The organism is Stutzerimonas sp. Brlt_14 (assembly GCF_051948915.1).
GTDB lineage: Bacteria > Pseudomonadota > Gammaproteobacteria > Pseudomonadales > Pseudomonadaceae > Stutzerimonas > Stutzerimonas stutzeri.
In genome coordinates this window covers 83,984-110,240 of record NZ_JAYJLM010000002.1, presented here as the reverse complement: position 1 = coordinate 110,240, position 26,257 = coordinate 83,984, and the positions used below count along the sequence as shown (strand labels likewise).

Here is a 26,257-nt window from a genome sequence, read left to right as displayed (position 1 = left end):
CGCGTCCATGCGCGACGCCGGCTACCTTCCCGATCAACAGCAGGAGCAGACCATGCTTGGCGACTACTCATCGATCAACGATCACCTCGAAACCGCGCGCAAGCACGCCGACCAGGCGGAGACCGAAGCGAAGCCCGAACTCTATCGCGAGGCCGTCGACGAACTTGTCGCGGCAATTCGCCTGTTGATGCGCAACAGTACAGAAAAGGACAACTGAGCCCATTCCATCGCCTCGCCAGCTCCCTGGCGAGGCCTAGCGGGGACCCGCCATCCATGCGCCACGACACTGCGACGGAACCGCCACCCCTGGCCGAGGGCACCCGCCCTGTCCCGCTGGACGAAACCGCCGACACCGGCACGCTGCTTTGCCCTACCCTGCCACCCGACCTGCATTATGTGGACGATGCGCAGCCAGGCATCCGCCGCCGACAGCTGCGTGGAAAGTTCGCCTATTTCGCTCCGAGCGGCGAGCGCATCCGTGATGAAGAAGAGATTCGCCGGATCAACAAACTGGCGATCCCCCCGGCCTATCGGGACGTCTGGATCTGCCCCGACCCGCAAGGGCATCTCCAGGCCACGGGACGCGATGCCCGCGGACGCAAGCAGTATCGTTACCATCCGCGCTGGCGAGAAATCCGCGACAGCGACAAGTACGAGCGCATGCTGGAGTTCGGCGAAGCCCTGCCCAAGCTGCGCCGCGATCTGGAAAAGCACCTGGCCCTGCCCGGCATGCCGCGCGACAAGGTCATGGCGCTGGTGGTCACGTTGCTCGAATCGACCCTGATTCGCATCGGCAATTCCCGCTACGCCAGGGACAACCGGTCCTACGGCCTGACTACACTGCGCACGCGCCACGTGAACGTTAGCAGCACCGCGGTCCGCTTCCATTTCCGCGGTAAGAGTGGTGTGGAGCATGAGGTAACGCTGCGCGACCGGCGCCTGGCCAGGCTCATGCGCCGCTGCATGGAGCTCCCGGGCCAGCAGTTGTTCCAGTATCTGGATGAGGATGGCCAACGCCGTGCGGTCAGCTCCAACGACGTGAATCTCTATTTACGGGAAATGACCGGCCGCGATTTCACCGCCAAGGACTATCGGACCTGGGCCGGCAGCGCGTTGGCGCTGGAACGGTTGCGCAAGCTCGACGCATCCTCGGCAAGCGTCGCGCGACAGAACCTGGTGGAAACCGTCAAGCAGGTCGCGAGCCAGCTGGGCAATACCCCGGCGGTCTGTCGCCAGTGCTATATCCATCCGGCGATTCTGCAAGCCTTCAGCGATGGGGAGCTGGTCAAGCTACGGGCAGCGCGCAAGCGCAAATGGCTGAGCGCCGAGGAAGTCGCCCTGCTTGCCTTTCTGCGCAAAGCGGCCGATTGAGCGTCAGCTTCGACGCGGTCAGTGCTGATGCAGGGTGACGCGATTGCGCCCTGCCGCCTTGGAGGCATAGAGCGCGGAGTCCGCCCACTCGATCAGCTGTGCATGGCTGCTGCTGGGCACGCTGAGGTCGGCCACGCCGAGGCTGATGGTGAAGCGAATGCGATGCTGCTCATGCTGCACCTCATGGCTCTCCACCGCATGCCGCAGTCGTTCTGCGAAGGTCAGCGCACCCTGCTTGTCGGTGTCCGGCAATAGCACGACGAACTCTTCACCGCCATAACGACCCGCCACATCGGAATCGCGCAGGTTCTCGCGGATCAGCTCCGCGACCTGCTGAATCACCGCGTCGCCCACCTGATGCCCGTAGGTATCGTTGATCGACTTGAAATGGTCGATATCGAACATGACCAGCGCGGCCTGGCTGTCGTAGCGGCGATGACGGGCGTAGTCCAGGCGCAGCATTTCTTCCCAGTGCCCGCGGTTGTACAGACCTGTCAGGCGATCGGTGCTCGACAGACGCTGCAGTTCGGCGTTTGCCGCCTGCAGCTGGCGGCGGTTGACCGCGACATCGGTGACGTCATAGATGATCAGGCACACCTGGTCGATGCTGCCATTGATGCCCTTGAGCGGCAGGAGCGTGGTGTTCTGGTACATGAAGTCTTCCAGTCCGGTGATCGGCTGGTAGTTCTTGAAGCGCAACAGGTACGGCCGTTGTTCCCAGATGGTGAACGACGGCGTGCCGAGGGTCATGACGCTTTCCACCTTGCGCCGGAACCAGTCCTCATCCACTTCGGGAAAAAGGTTGAAGAACGTCTGGCCGCGGGCCTTTTCGGGGTGCAGACCGGAGCGATTCTCCATGAAGGTGTTCCAGACCTCGACGCGATAGTCGCGGTCCAGTACCACGACACCCACGTCGATGCTCTGGACGATGGCCAGCAGCCAGTGAAGTTCGTTCAACTCGGCGGAATTGCTCATGCTCATTCCATCAGGTGGGCGAGCTTGCGGGTCAGCAGCTCGACCGAATCTTCGGTGAACAACAACAGCAGGTCAAAGTGGATGTCATGCCCTTCCAGGCTGTAGCTGATCTCCACCGCCAGGGTTTTCTTCCAGCGTGCGCTGTTGAGCCGGATCAGCTCGTCGATGGACGCATGCTGCCCCAGCACCTGCGGGTGCCCCTGGGAGAACACCACCTCGATCTGCTCGGCGATGCCACTCAGACAGGCGCTGATCAGCAGGCTCGACAGATCCAGCAGCATCTCCATCTCCAGGTAGTCCTGCCGGCGCATGAGGCGTGCCATGTCGGCGACTTCCGAGTCATGGAACAGCAGCAGTGCCTCACCGGCGATGCCACCCCCGATGTAGCCCTGGCATACCGCCGTAAGCTTGTCGCCACGGGCCGCATCGGCCAGCGCCATGTGCAGCTCGCCGACCTCAAGAATGTTCACGTTGGGTATCGGCAACTGGATGAATACGCCCAGCACCCGCGCCAGCAGCGCAGCGGCGCGACCCATGGCGACGTTGACCACTTCGCGGAAGGTGTCGCGGAAGCTGATCCGGCCGCCCTCGACGCGACCGATGAATGACGACACATCGTCCAGCAGGCCGAGGCTCGCCAGCGTCTGATGGAGATGCACCGGATCGGCGGGTTTCTTGATGAAGGCCAGCGCGCCGAGTGCCAGCACGCGGCGCACGGCCTCATCCTGGATATCCGCGGAGATGACGATGGTCTTGCACTGGAGCTGTTCTTCGCGCAGCTGCGCAAGCACCTGATAGCCGTCCAGCTCCGGCATCGTGAGGTCGAGCAGCATCACGTCGACGCCACCCTGGCGGATCCGCTCCAGCGCTTCTAAGCCAGTCGCCGCCTGACAGACGGTTACCGGCCAGCCGGCCGGCAGCGCTTGCAGCAGCTGCTTGCGCGCGAGGGCTGAGTCATCGCAGATCAACAGGGAAATGGCAGACATGGTACGAGCTCTCGTTGCCCGGACAACCTAGGCGCAAGAGCTTATCGCAGGACAAGGACGCTGTGTGCGCCATGAAGGCAAAATAGTGGCATTTTGCCTGGAAACCTGCCGAACGGCCCGGCGGAAGCCGCCGCCGGGCCGCCGCCATCAGTAATAGGCGTTCTCGCGGTTGGTGTGATCGGTCACGTCGCGCACGCCCTTGAGCTCGGGAATCCGGGCCAGCAGGGTTTTCTCGATACCCTCTTTCAGGGTCACGTCCGCCTGGCCGCAGCCCTGACAACCGCCGCCGAACTGCAGCACGGCGATGCCTTCCTCGACCACATCGATCAGCGTCACCTGGCCGCCGTGGCTGGCCAGCCCCGGATTGATCTCGGTCTGCAGGTAGTAGTTGATGCGCTCGTTCATCGGGCTGTCTTCATTGACCATCGGCACCTTGGCGTTCGGCGCCTTGATCGTCAGCTGGCCACCCATGCGGTCGGTGGCGTAGTCGACCAGCGCATCTTCCAGAAATGGCTCGCTGGTACCGTCGATCCAGGCAGTGAAGCTCTTGAGTGCCAGGGCGATGTCGTCCGGCTTTTCTTCACCGGGCTTGCAGTAGGCGATACAGGTTTCCGCGTAGGGCGTGCCGGGCTGGGTGATGAAGATGCGAATTCCGATGCCGGTGGTGTTCTGCTTCGCGAGCAGGTCGGCCAGATAATCGTGTGCAGCTTCGGTAATGGTGATCGCGCTCATGGGAACTCCTCGCAGACATGCGTGGCAGTGTACGTCAAACCACTGCCACGGTTAAGTCCTAGTATTTTAGTCGGACTATCGGATTTCAAGTTCCACGCTCCGTGGATCGCCCTGGAACGCCTGCTAGAGGTTTTCATAACGGTTCATGTCCAGAACGCCGGCCTCTACCGGCTCGGTCTCCTCGAGATAGCGCGACAGATCGTTGAAGTAGTGCCAGAACTGCGGATGGCTGCGGCGGATGCCCCAGCGCTCGACCAGCCGCTCGAGATCGGCGCCCGCCTTCACCTGCTCCATCGCCGCAACGAAGGTCGGGACGTCCGCCGCCGGCAGGTTGAAGATGAAGTTCGGGTAGCTGCTGAGGATGCCCGGATAGACTGTCAGGGTGTCCAGGCGCGGCTGCCAGCGCAGCGACTCGCCAAACATGAACGCCACATTGCTGTGAGCCCGGTTGCGCAGCAGGCTGTAGATTTCCCGGCGGTCCCCGGCGTACTCGACCCGCACCAGGGTCGCCTCGGGCAGATGCAGGATGGCAGGCATACCGGCCGCCATCCGGTTGGTCAGTCGGCTGAGCGCCTGTTCGACACGCTGCAGCTCGGCCGGCTGGTCGTCGCGATAGCAGTGCGTGCCCTGGCAGCGGTTGATCGGGTCGGGAGCGGCGTTGATACCCGCGTGCCGCGCCAGCAGCTGCCGGGCGAACGCGCGCTTGGGATCGCCACTTTCCAGCGCAAGCTGTGTGGGTGTCGCGCGGTCGACCGATGTGTAGGCCAGCAGCAGCTTGAGCTGACCGCTTTTCTCGTACCAATCATCCAGGATGGCCTGACGCGATGCAGGTGGCAGCAGCCGCAGGAAGTTGAGCTCGGCGCCGTTGCGGATCAGGTCGAAATACAGCCGCGTCTGGCCCTGGTGGGACACATTGCCGAACACGTCGAAGTTGACCACCAGCTGGTAATAGGTGCGCTCCAGCAGCGGATAGTCCATCCACCAGAGCGTCTGCGGAATTTCGCCAATCAGCCCTTTGCGCACCGAGGCGCTGTCATGCTGGCGGAACACGCTGAGCAAGGCGTTGTCGTTACCCGCCCAGATCTGCGGCCAATCGGCCGGTGCGTTGGCGTAAGCCTTGGTGCGCAGCTGCTCGTACTGGTTGCGCTTCACGCGATAGGTCTTCCAGAACGCCAGCAGGTCGCCCATTTCGTCGAACTGCCCCGGCATGGCCAGCAGCGGTGTGGCCTGCTCACGAAAGCGCCGATCGGTGACATAGAGATCGTGCTGCGGGTCCTGGAAGAACACCCAGAAGTTGTCGCGGATGACATCAGTGGCGATCTGGCCTCGGCAGACCGGGCCGCGAATGAAGGTGCGCACGAAGTACTCAGCGTTATCCAGCATGAACTGGTATCGCGCCTCGGCAGGAATCGCCTGGAAGGTCTTGAACGGATTGGCCCGGTGATTCGCGCCATAACCGGGTAGCGATTCGACGGTCCAGTCGCCTGCGAAGAACAGCGCTCTGACCCGCGCCAGCTTCGTCGCACTCAAGGGATAGGTGATATGCGTCTTGTGCACGATCACGTCGCTGATGGGCCGCAGGCGGTAGCTGAAACGGGTACCCGGATCGTCATTCGGCCGTCGCGTGGCGATCGCATCGACCGGCTCGCCGCTGGGCGTACGCGAACGCACCAACTGATAGAAGTGACCGGGTTCGCCTCCCTCGAAATACAGATGGGCAATAAAGAGGTGCTCATAGAGCCAGCGCGCGACCAGGCTGCCGCGCGGGCCTGGCGTATTGAGCAGGCGTTCCCACTGTTCGATCTGCGTCGCTTCCCGGGCCGAGGGCTGCAGCTGTCGAGGCTCGACCGCGCCGCCCTGCTCCAGCCAGCGTTGCACGGTGGCGTATTCCTTATCGCTCAGGCCGGTCACGGCGAAAGGCATGCCGCCGTGCCGGGTCTTGCGAGCATAGCCATCGAACTCGTCGGGCAACGGGCAGTTGTTCTCCCGGTCGATGCCGATATTCAGCTCCGCAGGCAGCTTGGCATTGGGCGTCAGCGGCTGGCTGCGACCCAGATCCAGCATGCGCGCCATCAGCGCCGCCTGACCACCCTGGGCGTCGAGCACCGAATGGAAGCCCTTGCGTCGCCAGGCCTGCTCGCCTTCGGCGTCGAGAAACAGGCGAGTCGGGGCCTGGGCCTTGGAGCGTACGCCGTTGTACACCGGCAATTTGTTCGCACCACGCTCGGCACCCTCGCCGCTGCCCAGATTGAGCTGGCACGGCGAGTCATAGCAGGCATGGCAGGCCACGCACTTGGCGGTGAAGATCGGTTGGATATCGCGCTGATAGGAGAGGACTTCGGCCTGTGCAGCGCTGCCGATGAGCAGGAACAGACAGCCGAGCCAGAAACGGTGGGACATGAAACGAACGCCTGAAAGTGACCCTGCATTCTAATGCGTGCACGACAAACGCCGCTTGCCTGCCCAACCTGAATAATCTTCATGCAAATGCGCGACAGCTAAAAAAGCATGCAGCTTTGCTATCATTCGCGCTCTTTTCGTTCCCGCTTTTCAGGTAGTTCCCATGTCCGCTCGCAACGCCCGACTTCAGGCCCTCCAGCACGCGCTCAGCCAGCGCATCCTGATTCTCGACGGTGGTATGGGAACCATGATCCAGAGCTACAAGCTGGAGGAGTCCGACTACCGGGGCGAGCGATTCGCCGATTGGCCGAGCGACGTGAAGGGCAATAACGACCTGTTGCTGCTCTCCCGCCCCGACGTCATCCAGGCCATCGAGAAAGCCTATCTCGATGCCGGCGCTGACATTCTCGAAACCAACACCTTCAACGCCACTCGCGTTTCCCAGGCCGACTACGGCATGGAAGAGCTGGTTTACGAGCTGAACGTCGAAGGCGCGCGCCTGGCCCGGGAAGTGGCGGACGCCAAGACTGCCGAAACGCCGGACCGTCCGCGCTTCGTCGCCGGCGTGCTCGGCCCGACCAGCCGCACCTGCTCCATCTCGCCGGACGTCAACAACCCCGGCTACCGCAACGTCACCTTCGACCTGCTGGTGGAGAACTACACCGAAGCCACCCGTGGCCTGATCGAGGGCGGCGCCGACCTGATTCTGATCGAAACGATCTTCGACACGCTGAACGCCAAGGCGGCGATCTTCGCCGTGCAGCAGGTATTCGAGGAAGATGGCGTCGAGCTGCCGATCATGATCTCCGGCACCATCACCGACGCCTCCGGCCGCACGCTGTCAGGCCAGACCACCGAGGCGTTCTGGAACTCGGTGCGCCATGCCAAGCCGATCTCCGTAGGCCTGAACTGCGCCCTGGGCGCCAAGGACCTGCGCCCTTATCTGGAAGAGCTGGCCAACAAGGCCGACACCCACGTGTCCGCCCACCCCAACGCCGGCCTGCCCAATGCCTTCGGCGAGTACGACGAAACGCCGGCAGAAATGGCCGCGGTGGTCGAGGAATTCGCCGCCAGCGGTTTCCTCAACATCATCGGCGGCTGCTGCGGCACCACGCCGGCGCATATCCAGGCGATTGCCGAGGCGGTGGCCAAGTACCCGCCGCGCGTGATCCCGGACATTCCCAAGGCCTGCCGCCTGTCGGGCCTGGAGCCCTTCACCATCGACCGCAGCTCGCTGTTCGTGAACGTCGGCGAGCGCACCAACATCACCGGTTCGGCCAAGTTTGCCCGTCTGATCCGCGAGGAGAACTACACCGAGGCGCTGGAAGTGGCCCTGCAGCAGGTGGAAGCCGGCGCCCAGGTGATCGACATCAACATGGACGAGGGCATGCTGGATTCGAAGGCGGCCATGGTCACCTTCCTCAACCTGATCGCCGGCGAGCCGGACATCTCCCGCGTGCCGATCATGATCGACTCCTCCAAGTGGGAAGTGATCGAGGCGGGCCTCAAGTGCATCCAGGGCAAGGGCATCGTCAACTCCATCTCCATGAAGGAAGGTGTCGAGCAGTTCAAGCACCACGCCCACCTGTGCAAGCGCTACGGCGCCGCGGTGGTGGTGATGGCCTTCGACGAAGCCGGCCAGGCCGATACCGCTGCACGCAAGCGCGAAATCTGCCAGCGCAGCTACGACATCCTGGTCAACGAGGTGGGCTTCCCGCCGGAAGACATCATCTTCGACCCGAACATCTTCGCCATCGCCACCGGCATCGAAGAGCACAACAACTACGCCGTCGACTTCATCGAAGCCTGCGCCTTCATTCGCGACAACCTGCCCTATGCCCTGACCTCGGGCGGCGTGTCCAACGTGTCGTTCTCGTTCCGCGGCAACAACCCGGTGCGCGAAGCGATCCACTCGGTGTTCCTGTTCCATGCGATCAAGGCGGGCCTGACCATGGGCATCGTCAACGCCGGCCAATTGGAGATCTACGACGAGATCCCGAAGGAGCTGCGCGACGCGGTCGAGGACGTGGTGCTCAACCGCAGCGCCGGCGGCACCGAGGCGCTGCTGGAGATCGCCGACAAGTACAAGGGCGATGGCTCGGTCAAGGAAGCCGAGACCGAGGAATGGCGCAATCTGCCGGTGGACAAGCGCCTCGAGCACGCGCTGGTCAAGGGCATCACCGCCTTCATCGTGGAGGACACCGAGGAGTGCCGCCAGCAGTGCGCACGCCCCATCGAGGTGATCGAAGGCCCGCTGATGAGCGGCATGAACGTGGTGGGCGATCTGTTCGGCGCGGGCAAGATGTTCCTGCCCCAGGTGGTCAAGTCCGCCCGCGTGATGAAGCAGGCCGTGGCACACCTCATCCCCTTCATCGAGGCGGAAAAGGGCGACAAGCCGGAAGCCAAGGGCAAGATCCTCATGGCGACCGTCAAGGGCGACGTGCATGACATCGGCAAGAACATCGTCGGCGTGGTACTGGGCTGCAACGGCTACGACGTGGTGGACATGGGCGTGATGGTGCCGGCGGAAAAGATCCTGCAGACCGCCATCGCCGAGAAGTGCGACATCATCGGCCTCTCCGGGCTGATCACCCCCTCCTTGGACGAAATGGTTCATGTGGCCAAGGAAATGCAGCGCCAGGGCTTCAGCCTGCCGCTGATGATCGGCGGCGCCACCACCTCCAAGGCGCACACCGCGGTGAAGATCGACCCGCAGTACAGCAACGATGCAGTGGTCTATGTCACCGATGCATCGCGTGCAGTCGGCGTGGCCACCACTCTGCTGTCCAAGGAACTCAAGCCGGCGTTCGTCGACAAGACCCGCGAAGAGTACGCGATGATCCGCGAGCGCACCGCCAACCGCAGTGCGCGCACCGAACGCCTGAGCTACCTCGATGCCATCGCCAACAAGCCGCCGTTCGACTGGAGCGGCTACGTCCCGGTCAAACCGAGCTTCACCGGCCGCCAGGTGCTGGAAGACATCGATCTGCGCACCCTGGTCGACTACATCGACTGGACGCCTTTCTTCATTGCCTGGGACCTGGCCGGCAAGTATCCGCGCATCCTCGAAGACGAGGTGGTTGGCGAAGCGGCCACCTCGCTGTTCAACGATGCCCAGGCCATGCTGAAAAAGCTGGTTGACGAGAAGCTGATCCGCGCACGTGCGGTGTTCGGCTTCTGGCCAGCCAACCAGGTCCAGGACGATGACCTGGAAGTGTACGGTGACAACGGCGAGAAGCTGGCCACCCTGCATCACCTGCGCCAGCAGACCATCAAGCCGGACGCCAAGCCGAACCTGTCGCTGGCCGATTTCGTCGCACCAAAGGACAGCGGCATCACCGACTATGTAGGCGGCTTTATCTGTACCGCCGGCATCGGCGCCGAGGAGCTGGCCAAGGCCTATCAGGACAAGGGCGACGACTACAACTCGATCATGGTCAAGGCATTGGCCGACCGCCTCGCCGAGGCCTGCGCCGAATGGCTGCACGAACAGGTGCGCAAGCAGTACTGGGGCTACGCCAAGGATGAACAGCTGAGCAACGAGGAGCTGATCCGCGAGCAGTACAAGGGCATCCGCCCTGCCCCCGGTTACCCGGCCTGCCCGGACCACACCGAAAAGGGCACGCTGTTCCAGCTGCTGGATGCCGACGGCATCAGCCAGGTCACGCTCACCGAGCACTACGCCATGCTGCCCACCGCGGCGGTCAGCGGCTGGTACTTCGCCCATCCCGAGGCGCAGTATTTCGCTGTCGGCAAGATCGACAAGGATCAGGTGGAAAGCTACAGCCAGCGCAAGGGCCAGGAATTGGCCATCAGTGAGCGCTGGCTGATGCCGAACCTGGGCTACGACAACTGATCTCGACGCGGGCGTCTCCCGACGCCTGCGTTCGATCCACGGAGCAAGTGCACCATGTCATCGGAAATACCCTGGCTGATCGACGAACTCGAAAATGCCGACATGCTGATCATCGACGGCCTGCACGCGTGGCAGTTCGCGCTCGACGAAGCCATGCTGGATCAGGCCGACGCAGCCGCAGAAGCCAACCAGCCGTTCGCCAGCGAGGCCACCTTGCTGACCATCGACCTGGTGGACGGCCGGACCCGCCGCCAGTGGCAGTTCAGCTACAACCAGATCATGGAGGCGCAGCGCGACGCCGAAGATGAAAGCTGGCTGCTGGAAGGCCCGCATCGCCTGCAATGCCTCAGCGCCATTGGCGGCGAGGACGAGGACGAGTAGTCCACTGCACCTCAGCCGCACCCCGTTGAGGCGCCCCCATCGGGCGCCCTCCATCCAGGCACGCCAGAAAGGCGCCCCCAGCTAGGCGCCCCCATCCGTCAACGGCTGCGGACGGCTGCGCGGGTGCCCGCCTCGTCAATCGCCGGTTCACGCAATACCGCCCCTTCGGTCAGCGGGCGCTCGATATACCGGTAGCTGAGCCCGGCGACGATCAGCGAGACCGTCACGCAGAGCGCAACGCGCGGTAGCACCGGCTGATCGTCCAGCCAGTGCATGCACAGCAGCCAGACCGGGATATGGCAGAGGTACAGCGAGAAGGAAACCTGGCCTATGGCTTCCAGCGGGCGCGAGAGGCTGCCGAAGATGGCTTCGCCGGAACAGGCCGCGAGCATGAAAGGAACGGCCAGCACCAGCGTCGTCGCCGCCCAGCGGAACGACGCGAACGGCTCCAGCGCGATGGCCAGCACGCTGGCCGCCAGCACCGACAGGCCCATCACCAGCACCTTGCTCACAGGCGACATCGCCTCGATGTCCCGTTCGACCAGCCGAAACGATTCCAGGGACGACAGCTTCCACAGCAACAGGCCGAGAAACAGCCCGTTGGCTCGGAACAGCCACTCGGGCGCAAACGGATTGGCAAAACTGAACCACAGCACGATGCCGATCACCGCCGGCCAGAACGCCCTGCCCAGCAGGAGCAGCAGCGGGAAAAGCAGGTAGAACTGTACTTCCAGGGCGATCGACCAGAAGTAGCCGAAATCCGTCTCGTGCAGCGCGTTGAACACATTGGCGAGAAAGAACGCCGCGCTCGCCGTCACGCCCAGCAGGGTGTCCAGCGAATAGCTGGGTACGCCGCGTGGCGGCTCGAGCACGGCGAACAGCAATACCACCGCAGACCAGAACCAGGTCGGCAGCAGCACGCGGCGAATGCGTTTCTTGTAGAACCCGTACACCGCCGCCGCGTCGAATTGCCTGTGCTTGCGCAGGAAGGTTGCACCCATCAGGAAGCCGGATATCAGGAAGAACAGGTCGACTCCGACACCCGGCAGGAAGCGCTGCAGCACCCCATCCCACCAGACAGCCTCGGCACCTATCAGCATGACCGAGCCGTGGGCCAGCAGCACCAGCACGATTGCCAGGCCACGAAGAAATTGAATGTTGCGATTCTTGCCGTGCCGCGCTCCGGCATCACTCATAAGCCATCCGTTGTTCGCCAGCCGCCGCGACTACCAGCCATTGCCTGGGTCATTCAGGATCGATTCCATCGCCTCGCGGCCTCGTTCGACATCAGGCCAGCCTCCCGCTGCGCCTTTGCATTGTCCAAGACAGGTCGATGTCGGGGTCGTTCAATCTCGCCGGCCGCGATCCGGACGAGGCCCGGCTCCGTTATGATCGCGCCCCTCGTTCTTCGCCACCGGTCACCGCCATGTCGCTTCTCGAACTGATCGCCTCATTGCTGGGCGTTGTCGCCGTCTGGCTGACCGTGCGGCAGAACAGCTGGTGCTGGCCCATCGGGCTGGGCATGGTGTCGCTGTATGCATGGTTTTTCTTCGATGCCAAGCTGTACTCCCAGGTGCTGTTGCACGGCGTCTTCGCGGCGATGCAGCTGTATGGCTGGTGGGCCTGGACCCGCGGCACCGACGGAAACGGCCGGCGCGTGAGCCTGGCCAGCGGGCCGGAAGTGCTGGTCGGCATCGGCATGGCGGTGCTAGGCAGCCTGCTGCTCGGCAGCGCAATGGCTCGCTTCACCGAGGCGGCGTTTCCCTGGATCGATGCCAGCCTGACCGCCTTCAGCCTGCTCGCGCAGCTGTGGATGGCACTCAAGCGCCTGCAGTGCTGGCCACTGTGGATCGTGGTCGATGCCTTGTTTGTCGGCTTCTTCAGCTTCCAGGGCTACTGGTTGACGGCCGGGCTCTACGCGCTGTTCACCGCGCTGGCGGTGATGGGGCTGCGTGAATGGCGTGCGACCCTGGTGGCCGCCCGATGAAAGTCGTCGTGCTCACCGGACCGGAATCCACCGGCAAGAGCTGGCTGGCCGATCGCTTGCGACGCCGCTTTGGCGGCCTCGTGGTCGACGAGTACGTGCGTCACTACATCGAGCGGACGCAACGCGACACGACGCTGGCCGACGTCCCGGCCATTGCCCGCGGCCAACTGGCCCGAGAAGACGCCGCACGGGCCGCCGCACCGCATCTGCTGATCCTCGACACCCATCTGCTGAGCAACATGTTCTGGAGCCGCACGCTGTTCGGCGACTGCCCCGATTGGCTGGAAGCCGAACTGCAGGCGCGCGAATACCACCAGCACCTGTTGCTCTCGCCCACAGGCGCTGAGTGGCATGCGGACGGCCAGCGCTGCCAGCCGGATCTAGACGACAGGCAGCGCTTCTACGAGCAATGCCGTGACTGGCTTCGGCAGCATCGGCAGCCGTTCGTTGAAATCGCAGGTGACTGGGCCGAGCGCGAACGTCAGGCAATTGCCTGGACACGAGCGCTGCTGGATGGCTGACCGCCTCAGCGGCTTGGCTGCCCGTCCTGGCGCAGCAGCAGGCCGATGGCGAGGATGACCAGCAGGCTGCCCGGCAGCCAGTGCCAACCCATGCGCGCGGGCTGATCGAAGAACAGCAACAGCATCGAGACGAAGGGCACCAGGTAGCTGTAGGCCGTTACCGCCCCGGGGGTCAGTGCGCTGGTGGCGCGCTGCTGCAGGAAGAAGGTCATCGCGCTGGAGAACACGCCGAGGTAGGTCACCAGCAGCAGGTCCAGCAGATTCATGTGCAGCAGTGCCGCCGGGCGCTCCCATATCGCCCCCATCAGGCCGATCAGCACAGCGCCCGCCACCAGGCTCCAGAAGGTGCGCAGGCCCGCCTGGGTCGGCAACGATCCGTTGGCCAGCCCCCATTTGCTGAGCACCGGATAGAGCGCCGAGGCGACGCAGCCGAAGAAGAAACCCAGCTCGCCGAAGCCCAGCTGCATCCCGGAGAAGTCGCCGCCGTTTTCGGCCCAGGCCAGCCCCAGCGCCCCGCTCGCCCCGAGCGCGAGGATGGCGAGCAGCCTGCCCGCGCGCTGTTCGACGCCCAGCCCCCGGCCGAGGCAGTACGCCAGCAGCGGCACGCTGACGAACAGGGTCGCCATGGACAGTGCACTGACCCTATGCGCCGCCCAGAACATGGTGCCGAAGAAGCCCGCCAGGCAGAGCCCCATGGCCGCATAGAGCAACAGGGTTCGCCAGCCCGGGCGCCCGTCGCTCTGGCGCCACGCCAGCGGCGCGAGTACCAGCGCGGCGATGCCGAAGCGCATCGCCGTCAGCAGCAACGGGGGCAGCCCGTCACTGAGCAGCCCGACCGCGGGAAAGGAAAGCCCGACGAACAGCGCCCAGAGCAGCATGCCGAGATGGGCCTGAGTGACACGCTTGCGCTCATGGCCCCGCGTCGTCGCGCCTGCGCGCGGATCGTCTCGGCTGATGGTGGGCGCATGGCTGGGCTCTTGATAGCGACGACTCAAATCTTCGCTCCGGCGGGATGGTTTCGGGCTGGCGCGGCGTCTATGAACGCGACGCCGACCGTCGAATGACCTTGATGGAATAGGTGAGGTTCGGTTTGCGCGTCACGCTGATCGGGCGCCGAGTAACGGTGTCCAGGGTGATGTTCCAGAAACCCGAGCTTGGCGCGACGATCTTCGCTGGAAAACGGTCGAACGCACCGCCGTGGTAAGTGTGCCGGCCGCCATTCTTGAAGCTGCGAAAGTTCGCGTCGTTCATCAGACGAATATTGCAGGTCTGCGAACACTGGATAACGACGATGTCACCTTCTTCAAGGTGCTCGCGCTGGTGTATGAACTTCATCAACTGCTCCGACACGGTTTGCGGCAAAGCGCAGAACGATAGCATGCATACCGCTGGAACCGGCCTGCCGACGATCCCGGTCCGCACAAGGCATGCAGCCCAAGTGGCTGACCCAGGACATCCTGCTTGGCGTGGCCATCGACATGTGGACGGGCGACATCGGCGCTCGTATCGGTATCGCCCTGGGCCTGATGCGCCGAGGTTGGCCGCGCTCGCCGCGAGCGGGTTGTCCTACGGACCGGGTTGTGTATGCTCTGCCGACCTACCCGAAAGTCTGCTTCCTGCCATGTACAGCACGTCACGTCCCTGCTCTGTCAGCCTGCCCGCAGGAAGTCGGCTGCTGTTTCTCTTCGATACCGGATTGCTGGCCGTGTGGTGATGGCGCCCAGTCGCGCCTTTTCCTGCACATCCATTTCCTGCTTATCGAGGTCCGCCGCCCATGTTCGCGGTTCGTAACACCGTTCAGATTGATGCCCCCATCGTGCGCAACGCGACCCGTTGCGGTTTCTTCATGGCCGGCTTCGGCCTTTCCGTCTGGGCGCCGCTGGTGCCTTACGTCCGTGAACGCATCGAGATGACCGATGCGGTGTTCGGTCTGTTGCTGCTGTGCATTGGGATCGGCTCGCTGACCTGGATGCCCATTTCCGGCGTCCTGGTGGCCCGCTGGGGCATTCGCCCGGTGCAGCTGTGCAGTGTCGCGCTGCTGGCCCTGGCGCTGGCCGGCATGGCGCTGACCGATTCGATCGGGTGGCTGGGCCTGGCGCTGTTCTGTTTCGGCGGCAGCCTGGGCGTCATCGACGTCATCATGAACATTCAGGCGGTGCTGGTGGAAACCGCTGTCGGCCGCCGGCTGATGTCCAATTTTCACGGCATGTACAGCCTCGGCGCCATCAGTGGTGCGCTGGTGCTGACCGGCCTGCTGAGCCTGGGTCTGGCACCGGAGGTCGGTAGCTTCATGATGATCGGCGTGATCGTGGCGGCGAACCTGGCCCTTGCGCGCGGCTATCTGCCGAATCGCGCGCCCGGTGGTGGCCTCGCCTTCGTCCGCCCGACCGGGCTGGTGATGCTGGTCGGCCTGATGTGCTTCGTCGTCTACCTCGCCGAAGGCGCCGTGCTGGACTGGAGCGCGCTCTATCTGACCGGCGAGAAAGGCCTGGAAGTCGCCAGAGGCGGGCTCGGCTATGCGGCCTTCGCGCTGATGGTCACCATCGCCCGTTTCGCTGGCGCTCCGCTGGTGAACAGCCTAGGCACGGCGCGGGTCATCGCCTTCGGCGGCATGCTGGCGGCATTCGGCATCGGTCTGAGCCTGACCGCCGAGCACTGGGCGCTGGCATTGGTCGGCTATGGGCTGTGCGGCCTGGGGTGCGCCAACGTTTCGCCCGTGCTGATTTCCTCGTTGAGCCGGCAGGACGGCATGCCGGTACAGCTGGCCGTCACCGTCGCCACTACCATTGGCTTTGCCGGCGTGCTCGCCGGCCCGGCGATGATGGGCATGGTCGCCCATTTCAGCTCGCTGGGCATGGCCTTCGCACTGCTCGCCGTCCTGCTGCTCGGTATCGTGCCGTTCTGCCGTCGCTTCGCGGCGTGAGCCCGGCTAGAATGCGCGCCCTATGCGCATCCCCGACTTCCAGCAACGCCTCGCCGACATCGGCGCCAAGCCCCGTCATATCGGACGGATGACCCGCGCCTGGCTCAAGGGCCTGCCGCTCGATGTCGGGCGGCGCCAGCAGCAGGCCGAGGACTTCCTGCCGCTGAGCGTGCGCGAAGGTCTGCCGGCGCTGAGCCTGGAAATCGATGCACTGGCCCGCCTGCGCTCCGAGCACCCGGCCGCCGATGGTTCGGCAAGACTGCTGGTGGAGCTTGGCGATGGGCAGATGGTGGAAAGCGTGCTGCTGCCGCGCGACGGGCTGTGCGTGTCCAGCCAGGTCGGCTGCGCGGTGGGCTGCGTGTTCTGCATGACCGGCAAGAGCGGCCTGCTGCGCCAGCTGGGCAGTGCCGAAATCGTTGCTCAGGTCGCCCTCGCCCGCCGCTTCCGCCCGGTGAAGAAGGTGGTGTTCATGGGCATGGGCGAGCCGGCGCACAACCTAGACAACGTACTCGAGGCGATCGACCTGCTCGGTACGGAGGGCGGCATCGGTCACAAGAACCTGGTGTTTTCCACCGTCGGAGACTTGCGCGTGTTCGAGCGCCTGCCACAGCAACGGGTCAAGCCGGCCCTGGCGCTATCGCTGCACAGTACCGACGGTGCCTTGCGCCAGGCGCTGCTGCCGCGCGCACCGCAGATCGCCCCGGAGGAACTGGTCGAGCTTGGCGAGACCTACGCCCGCGCGACAGGCTTCCCGATCCAGTATCAGTGGACGCTGCTCAAGGGCATCAACGACAACCAGGAGGAGATGGACGGTATCCTGCGCCTGCTCAAGGGCAAGTATGCGGTGATGAACCTGATCCCCTACAACAGCCTGGAAGACGACGCGTACCAGCGGCCTGAGGGTGAGCGCATCGTGCAGATCGTGCGCTATCTGCACAGCCGCGGCGTGCTGACCAAGGTGCGCAATTCGGCCGGCCAGGATATCGATGGCGGCTGCGGCCAGCTGCGCGCCCGCGCCGAGCACGTGCTCGGACGCAGGCGGCCGCGCTGATCGGGCCTGAACCCACCTCGCCAACGGCTGTCGGAGCGCTGTAGCAGACGCCGTTTCGGTGTTCATCTCAGCAAGGAAAGCGCAACACCGCATGCATACCCTGGAACAACTCGAACGTGGCGAACTGGCCGGCATCAGCCGCCTTGATCTTTCCGCCGGCCTTGACGCCTTTCCCGACGCGATCTTCGGCCTCGCCGATACGCTGGAAGTGCTGAACCTCTCGGGCAACCAGCTCGACAGCCTGCCAGCCGACCTATCCCGGCTGCGCAAGCTGCGGATCCTGTTCTGCTCGGACAACCCGTTCACCGAGGTGCCGGAGTGTCTCGGCGATTGCCCGCAGCTGGAAATGGTCGGCTTCAAGGCCAATCGTATTCGTCATCTGCCTGCCGATTCCTTGCCGCCGGCTCTGCGCTGGCTGATCCTTACCGATAACCAGCTGGAAAGCCTGCCCGACGAGATCGGCAACTGCCGAAGGCTGCAGAAGCTGATGCTCGCCGGCAACCGGCTGACCAGCCTGCCGCCGTCCCTGTCCGAATGCACCCACCTAGAGTTGTTGCGCATCGCCGCCAACCGCCTGCAGCTGCTGCCAGACTGGCTGCTGACACTGCCGCGCCTGAGCTGGCTGGCCTTCGCCGGCAACCCCTTCAGCGACGCCAACGAGGCCGCGAGCCTTGCACGCCACTCGCTGCCGGCAATTGCTCGGGCGCAAGTCATCCTGCATGAACAGCTCGGCCAAGGAGCCTCCGGCGTCATTCACCGAGCGCAATGGCAGGTGTCCGGCCAGGCGCCGCGACCCATGGCGGCGAAGCTGTTCAAGGGACACGTCACCAGCGACGGCCTGCCGCATAGCGAAATGGCCGCGTGCGTGGCGGCTGGCCGTCACGCCAACCTGATCGACGTCGCCGGCCCACTTGCCGACCACGCAGAGCTGACGCCCGGTCTGCTGATGGATCTCGTCGACCCTGGCTTCCAACCCCTGGCCGGGCCACCCTCGCTGGCCAGCTGCACGCGCGACAGCTACGGTGCCGAGCAGCGTTTCAGCCTCGAACAGGTCCTGCGCATCGCCAGCGGCGTCGCGTCCGCCGTTGCTCACCTGCACCGCCGCGGCATCCTGCATGGCGACCTCTATGCCCACAACCTGCTGGTTGATCCAAGTGGCGCCTGCCTGCTCAGCGATTTCGGCGCGGCCTCCTTCTTCGAGCCCGACAGCGCAGCCGGACAGCGCCTCAAGCGCATCGAAGCCCGCGCTTTCGGTTGCCTGCTGGAAGAATTGCTGCAACGCTGCCCGGACACCGATCCACGTCAGCATGTCCTGCTGGATCTGCAACGACATTGCCTGAACGACAACATCGAGCAGCGACCGGACTTCGACCGTCTGCATAGCCTTCTCGCCGCGCTCTGACGCGCATTACCGGAGCGATTACACAGCCATGACCTCACCCGAAGCGGACGAGCCGCGCTCGCCCTATCCCAAGCCCTACGCCGACACTCCGCTGGACCAGGACCCCTTCGTTCGTGGACTCAAGCAGCGGCTGCCCGAGCACCTGCGTGATTCGTTCAATGAGGAGCAGCTGGCGGCATTGCGCGGTGTGTTCGGCGCACGCTCCTGGGTCAGGCACCGGGTCGACCTGCGCGGCACGGTGCGGCTGTGGCGCAATCATTACTATTTCGCGATCGTCGCGGGGCGCAACAAGCGCAACCTGACCCGCCCGCAGCAGAACCTGTCGCTGATCGCCAAGGCTGCGCTGGCGACCCTCTTCCTGCTGTTTTCCGCCCTGGTCGGGCTGGTAATCCTCTACCTGCTCAAATCCGCGCTGGGGATCAATCTGTTCCCCGATTTTTCCCTCGGACTCTGGGACTGGTTCAAGGAGAGCCTCTGACCGCCTGCGTCTTGTAGCTGGCCAGGAAGACGCTACGCTGAATGACGCGCGGAGAGTGGATCGGGGTTGATCGGAATCAAACTTCAATCTGCCCGCCGGTAGAACACTAAATGCGCTCTGATCTTCCCGAGCTTCTACAGGAGTTTGTGAAATGAACGACGCTTCGAACAAACCTGCAGTCAGTACGGATGAAAAGAAGGTGCCGGCGGCACCGCAAGACCCATGGCGCCCCTTCGACACCCTGCGGCGACAGGTCGACCGACTTTTCGATGAGTTCGATCGCCCCTGGCATCTGCCCTTCAGTCGCCACGGCCTGGAGACGGCGCCTCTCTGGCAGGGCGGCCCCAGCCGGATGCCGGCGGTAGATGTGGTCGAGAAGGAAAATTCCTTCGAGATCACCGCCGAGTTGCCTGGCCTCGATGAAAAGGATGTCGAGGTGAAGCTGGTCGGCAACAGCCTGGTGATCAAGGGAGAAAAGCGCCAGGAGCACAAGGAGGAGAAGGACGGCTATCACCTGTCCGAGCGCTCCTTCGGCAGTTTCCAGCGCAGTTTCGCACTGCCGGACGGGGTGGATCGCGAGCAGATCGAAGCCAAGTTCGGCAAGGGTGTGCTACGTGTTTCGCTGCCCAAGCACCCCGGCACTGGTGAAGGAGCGAAGACCATCTCGGTCAAGGCCGAATGACCAGCGAAAGGGCCGGCTGCCAGCATGGCCGGCCCTCCTCCCCCCTTGATGCGGGCTGCCCGGTTCAACGCTCCGCCGACCTCGGATCACTCGACTAGACTTCGGAAAACCCTGATTCGAGGCAGCCATGAACGACGAGCAGGAAAAGAACCTGACATTGCGGCAAATGCTCGGCAGTGTGCTGGCCGCCGCCTTGGGTGTGCAAAGCGGCAAGAACCGGGCAAGAGACTTCAGCCACGGCAAACCCAGCCACTTCATCATTCTCGGCGTGGGGTTCACCGTACTGTTCGTGCTGATCGTCCTGGGTGTGGTCAAGCTCGTGCTTTATCTGGCGGGCCTGTAGCCGCTATTGGTGGCTGACCCAGAAAATCGCCGTTCCCACGGCGAGCATGATCAAGGCAAATATCGCCGCGGCATCCACAACACTGTCGCGCTGGTCATTTCTCACGGGACTTCTCCTCTAGCAGCTACGGTCGCAGCCTGTTCTTCTCGCAGTTAAGACCAGGGAACGAGGTTGCTCAAGGCGTGTTGGCCGTAAGTCCATTTCGCTTGGTTTAGTTCTAAACATATTCCCAAACATCACTTTTGCGCATAACAAGTAGCTGGTATCGTGCCGCCCTCCCTAAATGGGTGCGCGGCCGTGCGCGCGAAAGCTGTAGCAGCCTGAGAACAGGACATTTATGTACGTTTACGACCAGTACGACCAACACATCATCGAGGATCGGGTCCGGCAGTTCCGCGACCAGACCCGCCGCTTCCTGGCCGGTGAACTCGCTGATGAGGAATTCCGCCCGCTGCGCCTGCAGAATGGCCTGTACATCCAGCGCTACGCCCCCATGCTGCGCATTGCCGTGCCATATGGCCTGCTTTCCTCGACGCAGGTGCGCAAGCTGGCAGAGATCGCTCGTCGCTACGACAAGGGCTATGCCCATATCAGTACCCGTACCAACGTGCAGTTCAACTGGCCTGAGCTGGAAGACGTACCCGAGATTCTCGCCGAGCTGGCCACGGTGCAGATGCACGCCATCCAGACCAGCGGCAACTGCATCCGCAACACCACCACCGACCAGTTCGCCGGCGTGGCTCGTGATGAGCTGATCGACCCGCGGCCCTGGTGCGAAATCATCCGCCAGTGGTCCACCTTCCACCCCGAGTTCGCCTTCCTGCCGCGCAAGTTCAAGATCGCCGTCAACGGCGCAGTGAGCGATCGCGCTGCGATCGAAGTGCACGATATCGGCCTGGAAGCGGTGAAGAACGATGCAGGCGAGCTGGGCTTCCGCGTTTCGGTCGGTGGCGGCCTCGGCCGGACGCCGATCGTCGGCAGCTTCATCAACGAATTCCTGCCGTGGCAGCACCTGCTGAGCTACCTCGATGCCATCCTGCGGGTTTACAACCGTTACGGCCGCCGCGACAACAAGTTCAAGGCGCGCATCAAGATCCTGGTCAAGGCGCTGACGCCTGAAGTGTTCGCCGAGCGCGTCAACGCCGAGTGGGCGCACTTGAAAGACGGCCCCACCACCCTGACCGAAGCCGAAGTGCAGCGCGTCAGCAAGTTCTTCGTCGATCCGCAGTACAAGGCTCTGCAGGATCAGGACGCCGCCCTCGCCCAGCTGGACGCCGAACATCCCGGTTTCGGCCGCTGGCGCCAGCGCAACGTCGTGGCGCACAAGAAGCCCGGCTACGCCGCCGTGACGCTGTCGCTCAAGAGTACCGGCGTGGCCCCTGGCGACGTCACTGACAAGCAGCTCGACGCCATCGCCGATCTGGCCGATCGCTACAGCTTTGGCGAAGTGCGCAACTCCCACGAGCAGAACATGATCCTGGCGGACGTGGAGCAGACCAGGCTGTTCGAGCTGTGGCACGAACTGCGCGAGCTGGGTCTGGCCACGCCGAACATCGGCTTGCTGACCGACATCATCTGCTGCCCGGGCGGCGATTTCTGCTCGCTGGCCAACGCCAAGTCGATCCCGATCGCCGAGGCCATCCAGCGTCGCTTCGACAACCTCGATTACCTGTTCGACCTGGGCAACATCGACCTGAACATCTCCGGTTGCATGAACGCCTGTGGCCATCACCATATCGGCCACATCGGCATCCTCGGCGTGGACAAAAAAGGCGCCGAGTTCTACCAGGTCTCGCTGGGCGGCAGCTCTGGCCGCGACGCCAGCCTCGGCCAGATCCTCGGCCCATCCTTCGCCCAGGATGCGATGCCCGACGTGATCGAGAAGATCATCACCGTCTACGTGGAGCAGCGTACCGAAGATGAGCAGTTCATCGATACTTTCCGCCGCATCGGCATTGATCCCTTCAAGGAGCGCGTCTATGCAGCGAATCATTAAGAACGACCAGCTGGTCGACGAAACCTGGCACCTGCTCCCCAAGGAGCAGACCCTGGACGACCTGTGCAACAGCGACGATCTGATCGTGCCGCTGCACCTGTGGCTCGATCATGCACATGCGCTCAAAGCCCGTGACGGTGGCCTGGGTGTGTGGCTCGATGCCCATGAGCAGGTGGAAGATATCGCTGACGACCTGGAGTACTTCCAGGTCATCGCGCTGAACTTCCCGAGCTTTACCGATGGTCGTCACTACTCCAGCGCGCGCCTGCTGCGTGAGCGCTACGGTTACAAGGGCGAGATCCGCGCCATCGGCGATGTGCTGCGCGACCAGCTGTTCTACATGCGCCGCTGTGGCTTCGACGCCTTCGCCATCCGCGCCGATCGCGATCCCGTCGATGCACTGGAAGGTCTCAAGGACTTCTCGGTGACTTATCAGGCCGCGGCCGACGACGAGCGCCCGCTGTTCCGTCGCCGTCAGGTCTGACGGCAACGCCAGTAAGTGAAGAGCCCGCCAATTGGCGGGCTTTTCATTGGCGTCACTGGTACATCCAGAAGTTCGGATGCTCGACCGGCACGGGCACTGCAGCGGTCTTTTTTCCGGAAGCGATCTGTTTGATCTTTTCGGCCAGCTTTTTCATAAGCGATTTCCTCGGTTGCGGTCAGGAGTGGCGATAGATTCGACCAAACACAGCGCCTGAGGAAATTCATTGCCACTATCGTACCGATTGACCAGGCGAGGCTTCGTCAGCCCTCAATCCAGACGCACCAGCACGCGCCCGACCTGACCGCCCGCCAGGATGCGCTCGATGGCCTCCGGCAGTTGCTCCAGACCGATCTCATGGGCCAGCTCATCGAGGTTGGCCAGCTTCCATTGCAACGACAGCTTGTCCCACATGGATGCCTTGACCACCAGCGGAATCTCCACCGAGTCCACGCCCAGCAGGTTCACGCCGCGAAGGATGAACGGCAGTACACTGGCCTGGAAATGCGTGCCGGCAGTGAGACCGCAGCAGGCCGCACTGGCGCCGCGCTGCAGCGACTTGACCACGTTGAACAGAATGTCCCCGCCCACGGTATCCACCGCCCCGCCCCACTGCTCCTTCAGCAAGGCCTTGTCCACGCCGGCCTGCAATGCAGCACGTTCGACGATCTGCGTGGCCCCCAGGCGGGTCAGGAAATCGGCCTGGTCGGCCTTGCCGGTCACGGCCGCGACCTTGTAGCCGAGGCTGGCCAGCAACGCCACCGCAATGCTGCCGACACCGCCGGTCGCACCGGTCACCAGCACCGGCGCGTCTCCCGGCTCGAGACCAGCCTGTTCCAGCTTGTCGACACAGAGTGCGGCAGTCAGGCCGGCTGTGCCGAGTATCATCGCGTCACGTAGTGACAGTCCCTGCGGACGCTTGATGACCCAGGCGGCCGGAACCCGAATGTATTGACCGAAGCCGCCGGCGGTATTCATGCCCAGGTCATAGCCGGTGACGATCACTTCATCGCCTTCGGCGAACTCGGCCACGCTGGACAAGGCCACGACACCGGCGGCATCAATCCCCGGAGTATGTGGATAGGCCCGGGTCACGCCACGATTGCCACTGGCCGACAGCGCATCCTTGAAATTCAGCGAGGAATAACGCACCCGGATGAGCACCTCACCGGCGGGCAGGTCTTCGGTGGTTCGCTCGACGACCTTCGACTCGAAACGGCCACCTTCGGTCTCGCTGACTTGTAGTGCCTTGAAGCTGCTCATCGCGGTTCCCCTTGTCATTGCCAAAAACGTTGTTCGTTCAGCCGGCTCCAGCCTTTCAGCAAGCCGTGCTCCATGATCGTGCTGGCCGCCATGCCGAAACGTTCCGGCAAGCTCTTCTTCTGGATGTAATGCAGCTGGAAGAGTTCGGCCTCCTGCGCGCGCTCGGCGAGATACTGATCGCTGGTCTTGAGCTCATCCGCCAGATGCTTGCCGAGTGCGGCGATCCCCAGCCACACCTCGCCCGTCGCAACATCGTCGATCGACAGGTTCTGGCGGTAGCGCGCCACGAAGTTCTTGAACAGCTCATGGGTCGTTTCCAGGTCTTCCTGGAACTTCTCCCGGCCCTTTTCGGTGTTCTCGCCGAACACCGTGAGCGTGCGCTTGTATTCACCGGCGGTGAGCACCTCGAAGTCCACGTCATGCTTCTTCAGCAAGCGATGAACGTTGGGCAGCTGCGCAACCACGCCGATGGAGCCGAGGATCGCGAACGGCGCCGTGAGGATACGGTTGCCGATGCAGGCCATCATGTAACCACCGCTGGCCGCGACCTTGTCGACGCAAACCGTCAGCGGCACGCCGGCATCGCGGATGCGCACCAGCTGCGAGGCGGCCAGACCGTAACCGTGAACCATGCCGCCACCGCTTTCCAGGCGCAGCACCACTTCGTCCTGAGGCGTCGCCATGGTCAGCAACGCGGTGATCTCATGGCGCAGGTTTTCCACCGCCGACGCACGGATGTCGCCGTCGAAATCGAGCACGAACACACGTGCGGACGTCTCCGATTTCTTCGTCTGCTTGGCCGCCTTCGCCTCCCGCTTGCGCAACGCCTTGAACTCGTCCTTTTCCAGCACTGCCTGCTCCAGGCGCTCGCGCATGGACTTGTAGAATTCGTTGAGCTTGTGCACCTCCAGATGTCCACCGCCCTGTTTGCTGCGTCCGCGCCGCATGGACGCGAGTGCGATGAGCACGATCACTATAGCCACCACCAGCGTGACGGTCTTGGCCAGGAAGCTGGCGTAGTCGACAAGAAATTCCACGTATCCCCCTCGATGAGTTTCAGGCGCCCGCCGCAGCTCTTGACGCCGAGCCGCCAGCATACCGATGGCCCCTTGGCTGAGCCAGTCGGCGCAATTCAAACAAACGTTCGAATTATCGTTGACACTCCGGAACGATGTCCCTACCCTCGCGAAAAAACAGTGCCGGCCGGAGCAGCAGCATGGGCAGTATCTACCTGATCAGACATGGTCAGGCGTCTTTCGGCGCAGAAAACTATGACGTGCTCTCCCCCCTGGGTTATCGCCAGTCCGAAGCGCTGGGCGATTACCTGGCGCAACTCGGCGTGAGCTTCGACCGCTGCCTCAGTGGCGAACTCGATCGCCAGCAGGACACCGCCAGAGCGACCCTGGCGCGGCTCGGTCCGCAACCCGATCTTGAAATCGATGCGGCCTTCAACGAATTCCATGCCGACGCGGTGATCCGCGCCCACCTGCCCGACCTGCTGAAGGTCGAGCCCAACGCCATGCATATCCTGCGCAATGCCGCCGATCACCGTGCCGACTTCCAGAGACTTTTCACCTATGTGGTCCATCGCTGGATCTCCGGCGAGCACGAGAAAGACGAACTGGAAAGCTGGCAGCATTTCCTCGATCGCGTGCGCGGCGGGCTGGAACGGGTGCTCGAACAAGCCGGCAAGCGCGACCGCATTGCCATCTTCACGTCCGGCGGAACCATTACCGCGCTGCTGCAACTGATCATTGGCGTACCGCCGATCAAGGCCTTCGAGATGAACTGGCAGATCGTCAATACGTCGCTCAGCCAGCTGAAGTTTCGTGATCGCGACGTCGCGCTCGCGTCATTCAACAGTCATGCGCATCTGCAACTTCTGAAGAATCCGGAGCTCATCACCCATAGATGAGCCCAGCCCCACGCGGCCCAAAGCTGCGTGTAACCATAACGAGCAAAAAGGAAACCCTCATGAGCAACGTCGCCGAAACCTTCAAAGGCATGCAGTCGAAGTTCAACCCCAGCGCCGCCGCCGGCCTGGATCTGGTGTTCCAGTTCAACATCACCGATGCCGAGAACTACTACCTGGTCGTCAAGGACGGCACCTGTGACCTGCAGCAGGGCGACTCCAGCGACGCCAATGTCACCCTGATCATGGACAGCGAAACCATGCAGGGCATCGTCAGCGGCGAGACCGACGGCATGCAGGCCTTCATGGGCGGCAAGCTGCGCGCCGAGGGCGACATGATGCTGGCCCTGAAGCTCAGCGAGCTCTTCCCGGCCTGAGCCTCTTTCGGCGGTCGAGAGACACCAAAAACCGAAGTCCCGACTTCGGTTTTTTTATGTCCAACGTAGCCGTGAATGGCGGATCAGGCAGCTTGATTGACAGGCAACACGCCGGCCAATAACGGCCAGCCGCACTTGGT

Annotated in this window: 25 protein-coding genes; 16 read left to right on the top strand and 9 right to left on the bottom strand. The window is 63.4% G+C overall.

All coding sequences use genetic code 11. The features are described 5' to 3' along the window. Positions 1 to 7: 7 nt before the first annotated feature. On the top strand, positions 8 to 217 hold the full coding sequence (locus VF716_RS04500) for a hypothetical protein (protein ID WP_014596767.1): 210 nt from the start codon (positions 8 to 10) through the stop codon (positions 215 to 217). Positions 218 to 273: 56 nt separating this feature from the next. Next, a complete protein-coding gene (locus VF716_RS04495) occupies positions 274 to 1,371 on the top strand; it encodes a DNA topoisomerase IB (RefSeq protein WP_014596768.1) in 1,098 nt (365 codons plus the stop codon). An 18-nt stretch (positions 1,372 to 1,389) separates the two neighbouring features. Here VF716_RS04495 and VF716_RS04490 read toward each other — a convergent pair whose 3' ends face one another. From VF716_RS04490 to VF716_RS04475, 4 genes are all read right to left on the bottom strand, one after another. Then, positions 1,390 to 2,346, bottom strand: coding sequence for a sensor domain-containing diguanylate cyclase (locus VF716_RS04490; protein ID WP_017246111.1), 957 nt, complete (start codon positions 2,344 to 2,346; stop codon positions 1,390 to 1,392). 2 nt (positions 2,347 to 2,348) lie between these two features. Continuing rightward, the gene (locus VF716_RS04485) at positions 2,349 to 3,332 is read right to left on the bottom strand and encodes a response regulator (protein WP_013982878.1); all 984 of its coding nucleotides are present in this window, start codon (positions 3,330 to 3,332) and stop codon (positions 2,349 to 2,351) included. Positions 3,333 to 3,479: 147 nt separating this feature from the next. Then, positions 3,480 to 4,064 (bottom strand): Fe-S biogenesis protein NfuA, encoded by a 585-nt coding sequence (nfuA, locus tag VF716_RS04480; protein ID WP_011913347.1) that lies wholly within the window; start codon positions 4,062 to 4,064, stop codon positions 3,480 to 3,482. Between the two features lie 123 nt (positions 4,065 to 4,187). After that, the gene (locus VF716_RS04475; RefSeq protein ID WP_440551987.1) at positions 4,188 to 6,464 is read right to left on the bottom strand and encodes a fatty acid cis/trans isomerase; all 2,277 of its coding nucleotides are present in this window, start codon (positions 6,462 to 6,464) and stop codon (positions 4,188 to 4,190) included. 163 nt (positions 6,465 to 6,627) lie between these two features. On the opposite strand from VF716_RS04475, the gene metH reads away from it, so the two are divergent. Continuing rightward, on the top strand, positions 6,628 to 10,320 hold the full coding sequence (gene metH, locus VF716_RS04470; RefSeq protein ID WP_197861269.1) for a methionine synthase: 3,693 nt from the start codon (positions 6,628 to 6,630) through the stop codon (positions 10,318 to 10,320). 54 nt (positions 10,321 to 10,374) lie between these two features. Further along, entirely contained in the window at positions 10,375 to 10,701 is a 327-nt protein-coding gene (locus VF716_RS04465; RefSeq protein WP_095460134.1) for a DUF5629 family protein, read from the top strand. A gap of 98 nt (positions 10,702 to 10,799) precedes the next feature. Here the strand turns inward: VF716_RS04465 and VF716_RS04460 are convergent, their stop codons facing one another. After that, positions 10,800 to 11,897 carry an acyltransferase family protein gene (locus VF716_RS04460; protein WP_111481971.1) on the bottom strand — a complete coding sequence of 366 codons (1,098 nt, stop codon included), beginning with the start codon at positions 11,895 to 11,897 and terminating at the stop codon, positions 10,800 to 10,802. A 230-nt stretch (positions 11,898 to 12,127) separates the two neighbouring features. On the opposite strand from VF716_RS04460, the gene pnuC reads away from it, so the two are divergent. Together pnuC and VF716_RS04450 are read left to right on the top strand one after the other, a co-directional pair. Then, entirely contained in the window at positions 12,128 to 12,688 is a 561-nt protein-coding gene (gene pnuC, locus VF716_RS04455; RefSeq protein ID WP_041771940.1) for a nicotinamide riboside transporter PnuC, read from the top strand. Next, positions 12,685 to 13,209: an AAA family ATPase gene (locus VF716_RS04450; protein WP_045632072.1), complete on the top strand. Its 525-nt coding sequence runs from the start codon at positions 12,685 to 12,687 to the stop codon at positions 13,207 to 13,209. The genes pnuC and VF716_RS04450 overlap by 4 nt, the downstream gene beginning before the upstream one ends. A 5-nt stretch (positions 13,210 to 13,214) precedes the next feature. Here the strand turns inward: VF716_RS04450 and VF716_RS04445 are convergent, their stop codons facing one another. Continuing rightward, on the bottom strand, positions 13,215 to 14,204 hold the full coding sequence (locus VF716_RS04445; protein WP_045632071.1) for a DMT family transporter: 990 nt from the start codon (positions 14,202 to 14,204) through the stop codon (positions 13,215 to 13,217). A 40-nt stretch (positions 14,205 to 14,244) separates the two neighbouring features. Then, entirely contained in the window at positions 14,245 to 14,544 is a 300-nt protein-coding gene (locus tag VF716_RS04440; protein WP_013982886.1) for a DUF1883 domain-containing protein, read from the bottom strand. Positions 14,545 to 14,983: 439 nt separating this feature from the next. On the opposite strand from VF716_RS04440, the gene VF716_RS04435 reads away from it, so the two are divergent. The 8 genes from VF716_RS04435 (at position 14,984) to VF716_RS04400 (ending at position 22,568) form a co-directional block, all read left to right on the top strand. Further along, complete coding sequence (locus VF716_RS04435; protein WP_017246119.1) at positions 14,984 to 16,132, top strand: MFS transporter; 1,149 nt, start codon at positions 14,984 to 14,986, stop codon at positions 16,130 to 16,132. Positions 16,133 to 16,154: 22 nt separating this feature from the next. Continuing rightward, on the top strand, positions 16,155 to 17,183 hold the full coding sequence (locus VF716_RS04430; RefSeq protein ID WP_011913357.1) for an RNA methyltransferase: 1,029 nt from the start codon (positions 16,155 to 16,157) through the stop codon (positions 17,181 to 17,183). Positions 17,184 to 17,274: 91 nt separating this feature from the next. Next, positions 17,275 to 18,585, top strand: a complete 1,311-nt coding sequence (locus tag VF716_RS04425) for a leucine-rich repeat-containing protein kinase family protein (RefSeq protein ID WP_011913358.1) — start codon at positions 17,275 to 17,277, stop codon at positions 18,583 to 18,585. Between the two features lie 28 nt (positions 18,586 to 18,613). After that, the gene (locus VF716_RS04420; RefSeq protein ID WP_011913359.1) at positions 18,614 to 19,063 is read left to right on the top strand and encodes a hypothetical protein; all 450 of its coding nucleotides are present in this window, start codon (positions 18,614 to 18,616) and stop codon (positions 19,061 to 19,063) included. A 151-nt stretch (positions 19,064 to 19,214) separates the two neighbouring features. After that, on the top strand, positions 19,215 to 19,745 hold the full coding sequence (locus tag VF716_RS04415) for an Hsp20/alpha crystallin family protein (protein ID WP_011913360.1): 531 nt from the start codon (positions 19,215 to 19,217) through the stop codon (positions 19,743 to 19,745). Between the two features lie 127 nt (positions 19,746 to 19,872). Continuing rightward, entirely contained in the window at positions 19,873 to 20,088 is a 216-nt protein-coding gene (locus tag VF716_RS04410) for a DUF2970 domain-containing protein (protein ID WP_011913361.1), read from the top strand. A 337-nt stretch (positions 20,089 to 20,425) separates the two neighbouring features. Next, positions 20,426 to 22,084, top strand: coding sequence for a nitrite/sulfite reductase (locus VF716_RS04405; protein WP_045632067.1), 1,659 nt, complete (start codon positions 20,426 to 20,428; stop codon positions 22,082 to 22,084). Beyond that, positions 22,068 to 22,568 (top strand): DUF934 domain-containing protein, encoded by a 501-nt coding sequence (locus VF716_RS04400; protein WP_048329100.1) that lies wholly within the window; start codon positions 22,068 to 22,070, stop codon positions 22,566 to 22,568. The genes VF716_RS04405 and VF716_RS04400 overlap by 17 nt, the downstream gene beginning before the upstream one ends. Before the next feature lie 267 nt (positions 22,569 to 22,835). On the opposite strand, the gene VF716_RS04395 is transcribed toward VF716_RS04400, so the two are convergent. Further along, positions 22,836 to 23,828 carry a YhdH/YhfP family quinone oxidoreductase gene (locus VF716_RS04395; RefSeq protein ID WP_111481969.1) on the bottom strand — a complete coding sequence of 331 codons (993 nt, stop codon included), beginning with the start codon at positions 23,826 to 23,828 and terminating at the stop codon, positions 22,836 to 22,838. A gap of 14 nt (positions 23,829 to 23,842) precedes the next feature. Further along, positions 23,843 to 24,865, bottom strand: coding sequence for a protease SohB (sohB, locus tag VF716_RS04390; protein WP_011913366.1), 1,023 nt, complete (start codon positions 24,863 to 24,865; stop codon positions 23,843 to 23,845). A gap of 179 nt (positions 24,866 to 25,044) precedes the next feature. Between sohB and VF716_RS04385 the strand changes: the two genes are divergently transcribed. Both VF716_RS04385 and VF716_RS04380 read left to right on the top strand, forming a co-directional pair. Then, positions 25,045 to 25,743, top strand: a complete 699-nt coding sequence (locus VF716_RS04385) for a histidine phosphatase family protein (RefSeq protein ID WP_014596783.1) — start codon at positions 25,045 to 25,047, stop codon at positions 25,741 to 25,743. Between the two features lie 59 nt (positions 25,744 to 25,802). Continuing rightward, positions 25,803 to 26,117, top strand: a complete 315-nt coding sequence (locus VF716_RS04380; RefSeq protein ID WP_013982897.1) for an SCP2 sterol-binding domain-containing protein — start codon at positions 25,803 to 25,805, stop codon at positions 26,115 to 26,117. Positions 26,118 to 26,257: the final 140 nt, after the last annotated feature.

Excerpts from the sequence above, each read along its gene's own strand:
- VF716_RS04395 (WP_111481969.1), bottom strand. The coding sequence starts at position 23,828 with ATGAGCAGCTTCAAGGCACTACAAGTCAGCGAGACCGAAGGTGGCCGT.
- VF716_RS04415 (WP_011913360.1), top strand. The coding sequence starts at position 19,215 with ATGAACGACGCTTCGAACAAACCTGCAGTCAGTACGGATGAAAAGAAG.
- VF716_RS04450 (WP_045632072.1), top strand. The coding sequence starts at position 12,685 with ATGAAAGTCGTCGTGCTCACCGGACCGGAATCCACCGGCAAGAGCTGG.
- VF716_RS04410 (WP_011913361.1), top strand. The coding sequence starts at position 19,873 with ATGAACGACGAGCAGGAAAAGAACCTGACATTGCGGCAAATGCTCGGC.
- metH (WP_197861269.1), top strand. The coding sequence starts at position 6,628 with ATGTCCGCTCGCAACGCCCGACTTCAGGCCCTCCAGCACGCGCTCAGC.
- VF716_RS04435 (WP_017246119.1), top strand. The coding sequence starts at position 14,984 with ATGTTCGCGGTTCGTAACACCGTTCAGATTGATGCCCCCATCGTGCGC.
- pnuC (WP_041771940.1), top strand. The coding sequence starts at position 12,128 with ATGTCGCTTCTCGAACTGATCGCCTCATTGCTGGGCGTTGTCGCCGTC.
- VF716_RS04495 (WP_014596768.1), top strand. The coding sequence starts at position 274 with ATGCGCCACGACACTGCGACGGAACCGCCACCCCTGGCCGAGGGCACC.
- VF716_RS04380 (WP_013982897.1), top strand. The coding sequence starts at position 25,803 with ATGAGCAACGTCGCCGAAACCTTCAAAGGCATGCAGTCGAAGTTCAAC.
- VF716_RS04430 (WP_011913357.1), top strand. The coding sequence starts at position 16,155 with ATGCGCATCCCCGACTTCCAGCAACGCCTCGCCGACATCGGCGCCAAG.
- VF716_RS04465 (WP_095460134.1), top strand. The coding sequence starts at position 10,375 with ATGTCATCGGAAATACCCTGGCTGATCGACGAACTCGAAAATGCCGAC.
- VF716_RS04475 (WP_440551987.1), bottom strand. The coding sequence starts at position 6,464 with ATGTCCCACCGTTTCTGGCTCGGCTGTCTGTTCCTGCTCATCGGCAGC.
- VF716_RS04490 (WP_017246111.1), bottom strand. The coding sequence starts at position 2,346 with ATGAGCAATTCCGCCGAGTTGAACGAACTTCACTGGCTGCTGGCCATC.
- VF716_RS04420 (WP_011913359.1), top strand. The coding sequence starts at position 18,614 with ATGACCTCACCCGAAGCGGACGAGCCGCGCTCGCCCTATCCCAAGCCC.
- VF716_RS04385 (WP_014596783.1), top strand. The coding sequence starts at position 25,045 with ATGGGCAGTATCTACCTGATCAGACATGGTCAGGCGTCTTTCGGCGCA.
- VF716_RS04485 (WP_013982878.1), bottom strand. The coding sequence starts at position 3,332 with ATGTCTGCCATTTCCCTGTTGATCTGCGATGACTCAGCCCTCGCGCGC.
- VF716_RS04500 (WP_014596767.1), top strand. The coding sequence starts at position 8 with ATGCGCGACGCCGGCTACCTTCCCGATCAACAGCAGGAGCAGACCATG.
- VF716_RS04425 (WP_011913358.1), top strand. The coding sequence starts at position 17,275 with ATGCATACCCTGGAACAACTCGAACGTGGCGAACTGGCCGGCATCAGC.
- VF716_RS04460 (WP_111481971.1), bottom strand. The coding sequence starts at position 11,897 with ATGAGTGATGCCGGAGCGCGGCACGGCAAGAATCGCAACATTCAATTT.
- VF716_RS04440 (WP_013982886.1), bottom strand. The coding sequence starts at position 14,544 with ATGAAGTTCATACACCAGCGCGAGCACCTTGAAGAAGGTGACATCGTC.
- VF716_RS04400 (WP_048329100.1), top strand. The coding sequence starts at position 22,068 with ATGCAGCGAATCATTAAGAACGACCAGCTGGTCGACGAAACCTGGCAC.
- nfuA (WP_011913347.1), bottom strand. The coding sequence starts at position 4,064 with ATGAGCGCGATCACCATTACCGAAGCTGCACACGATTATCTGGCCGAC.
- VF716_RS04405 (WP_045632067.1), top strand. The coding sequence starts at position 20,426 with ATGTACGTTTACGACCAGTACGACCAACACATCATCGAGGATCGGGTC.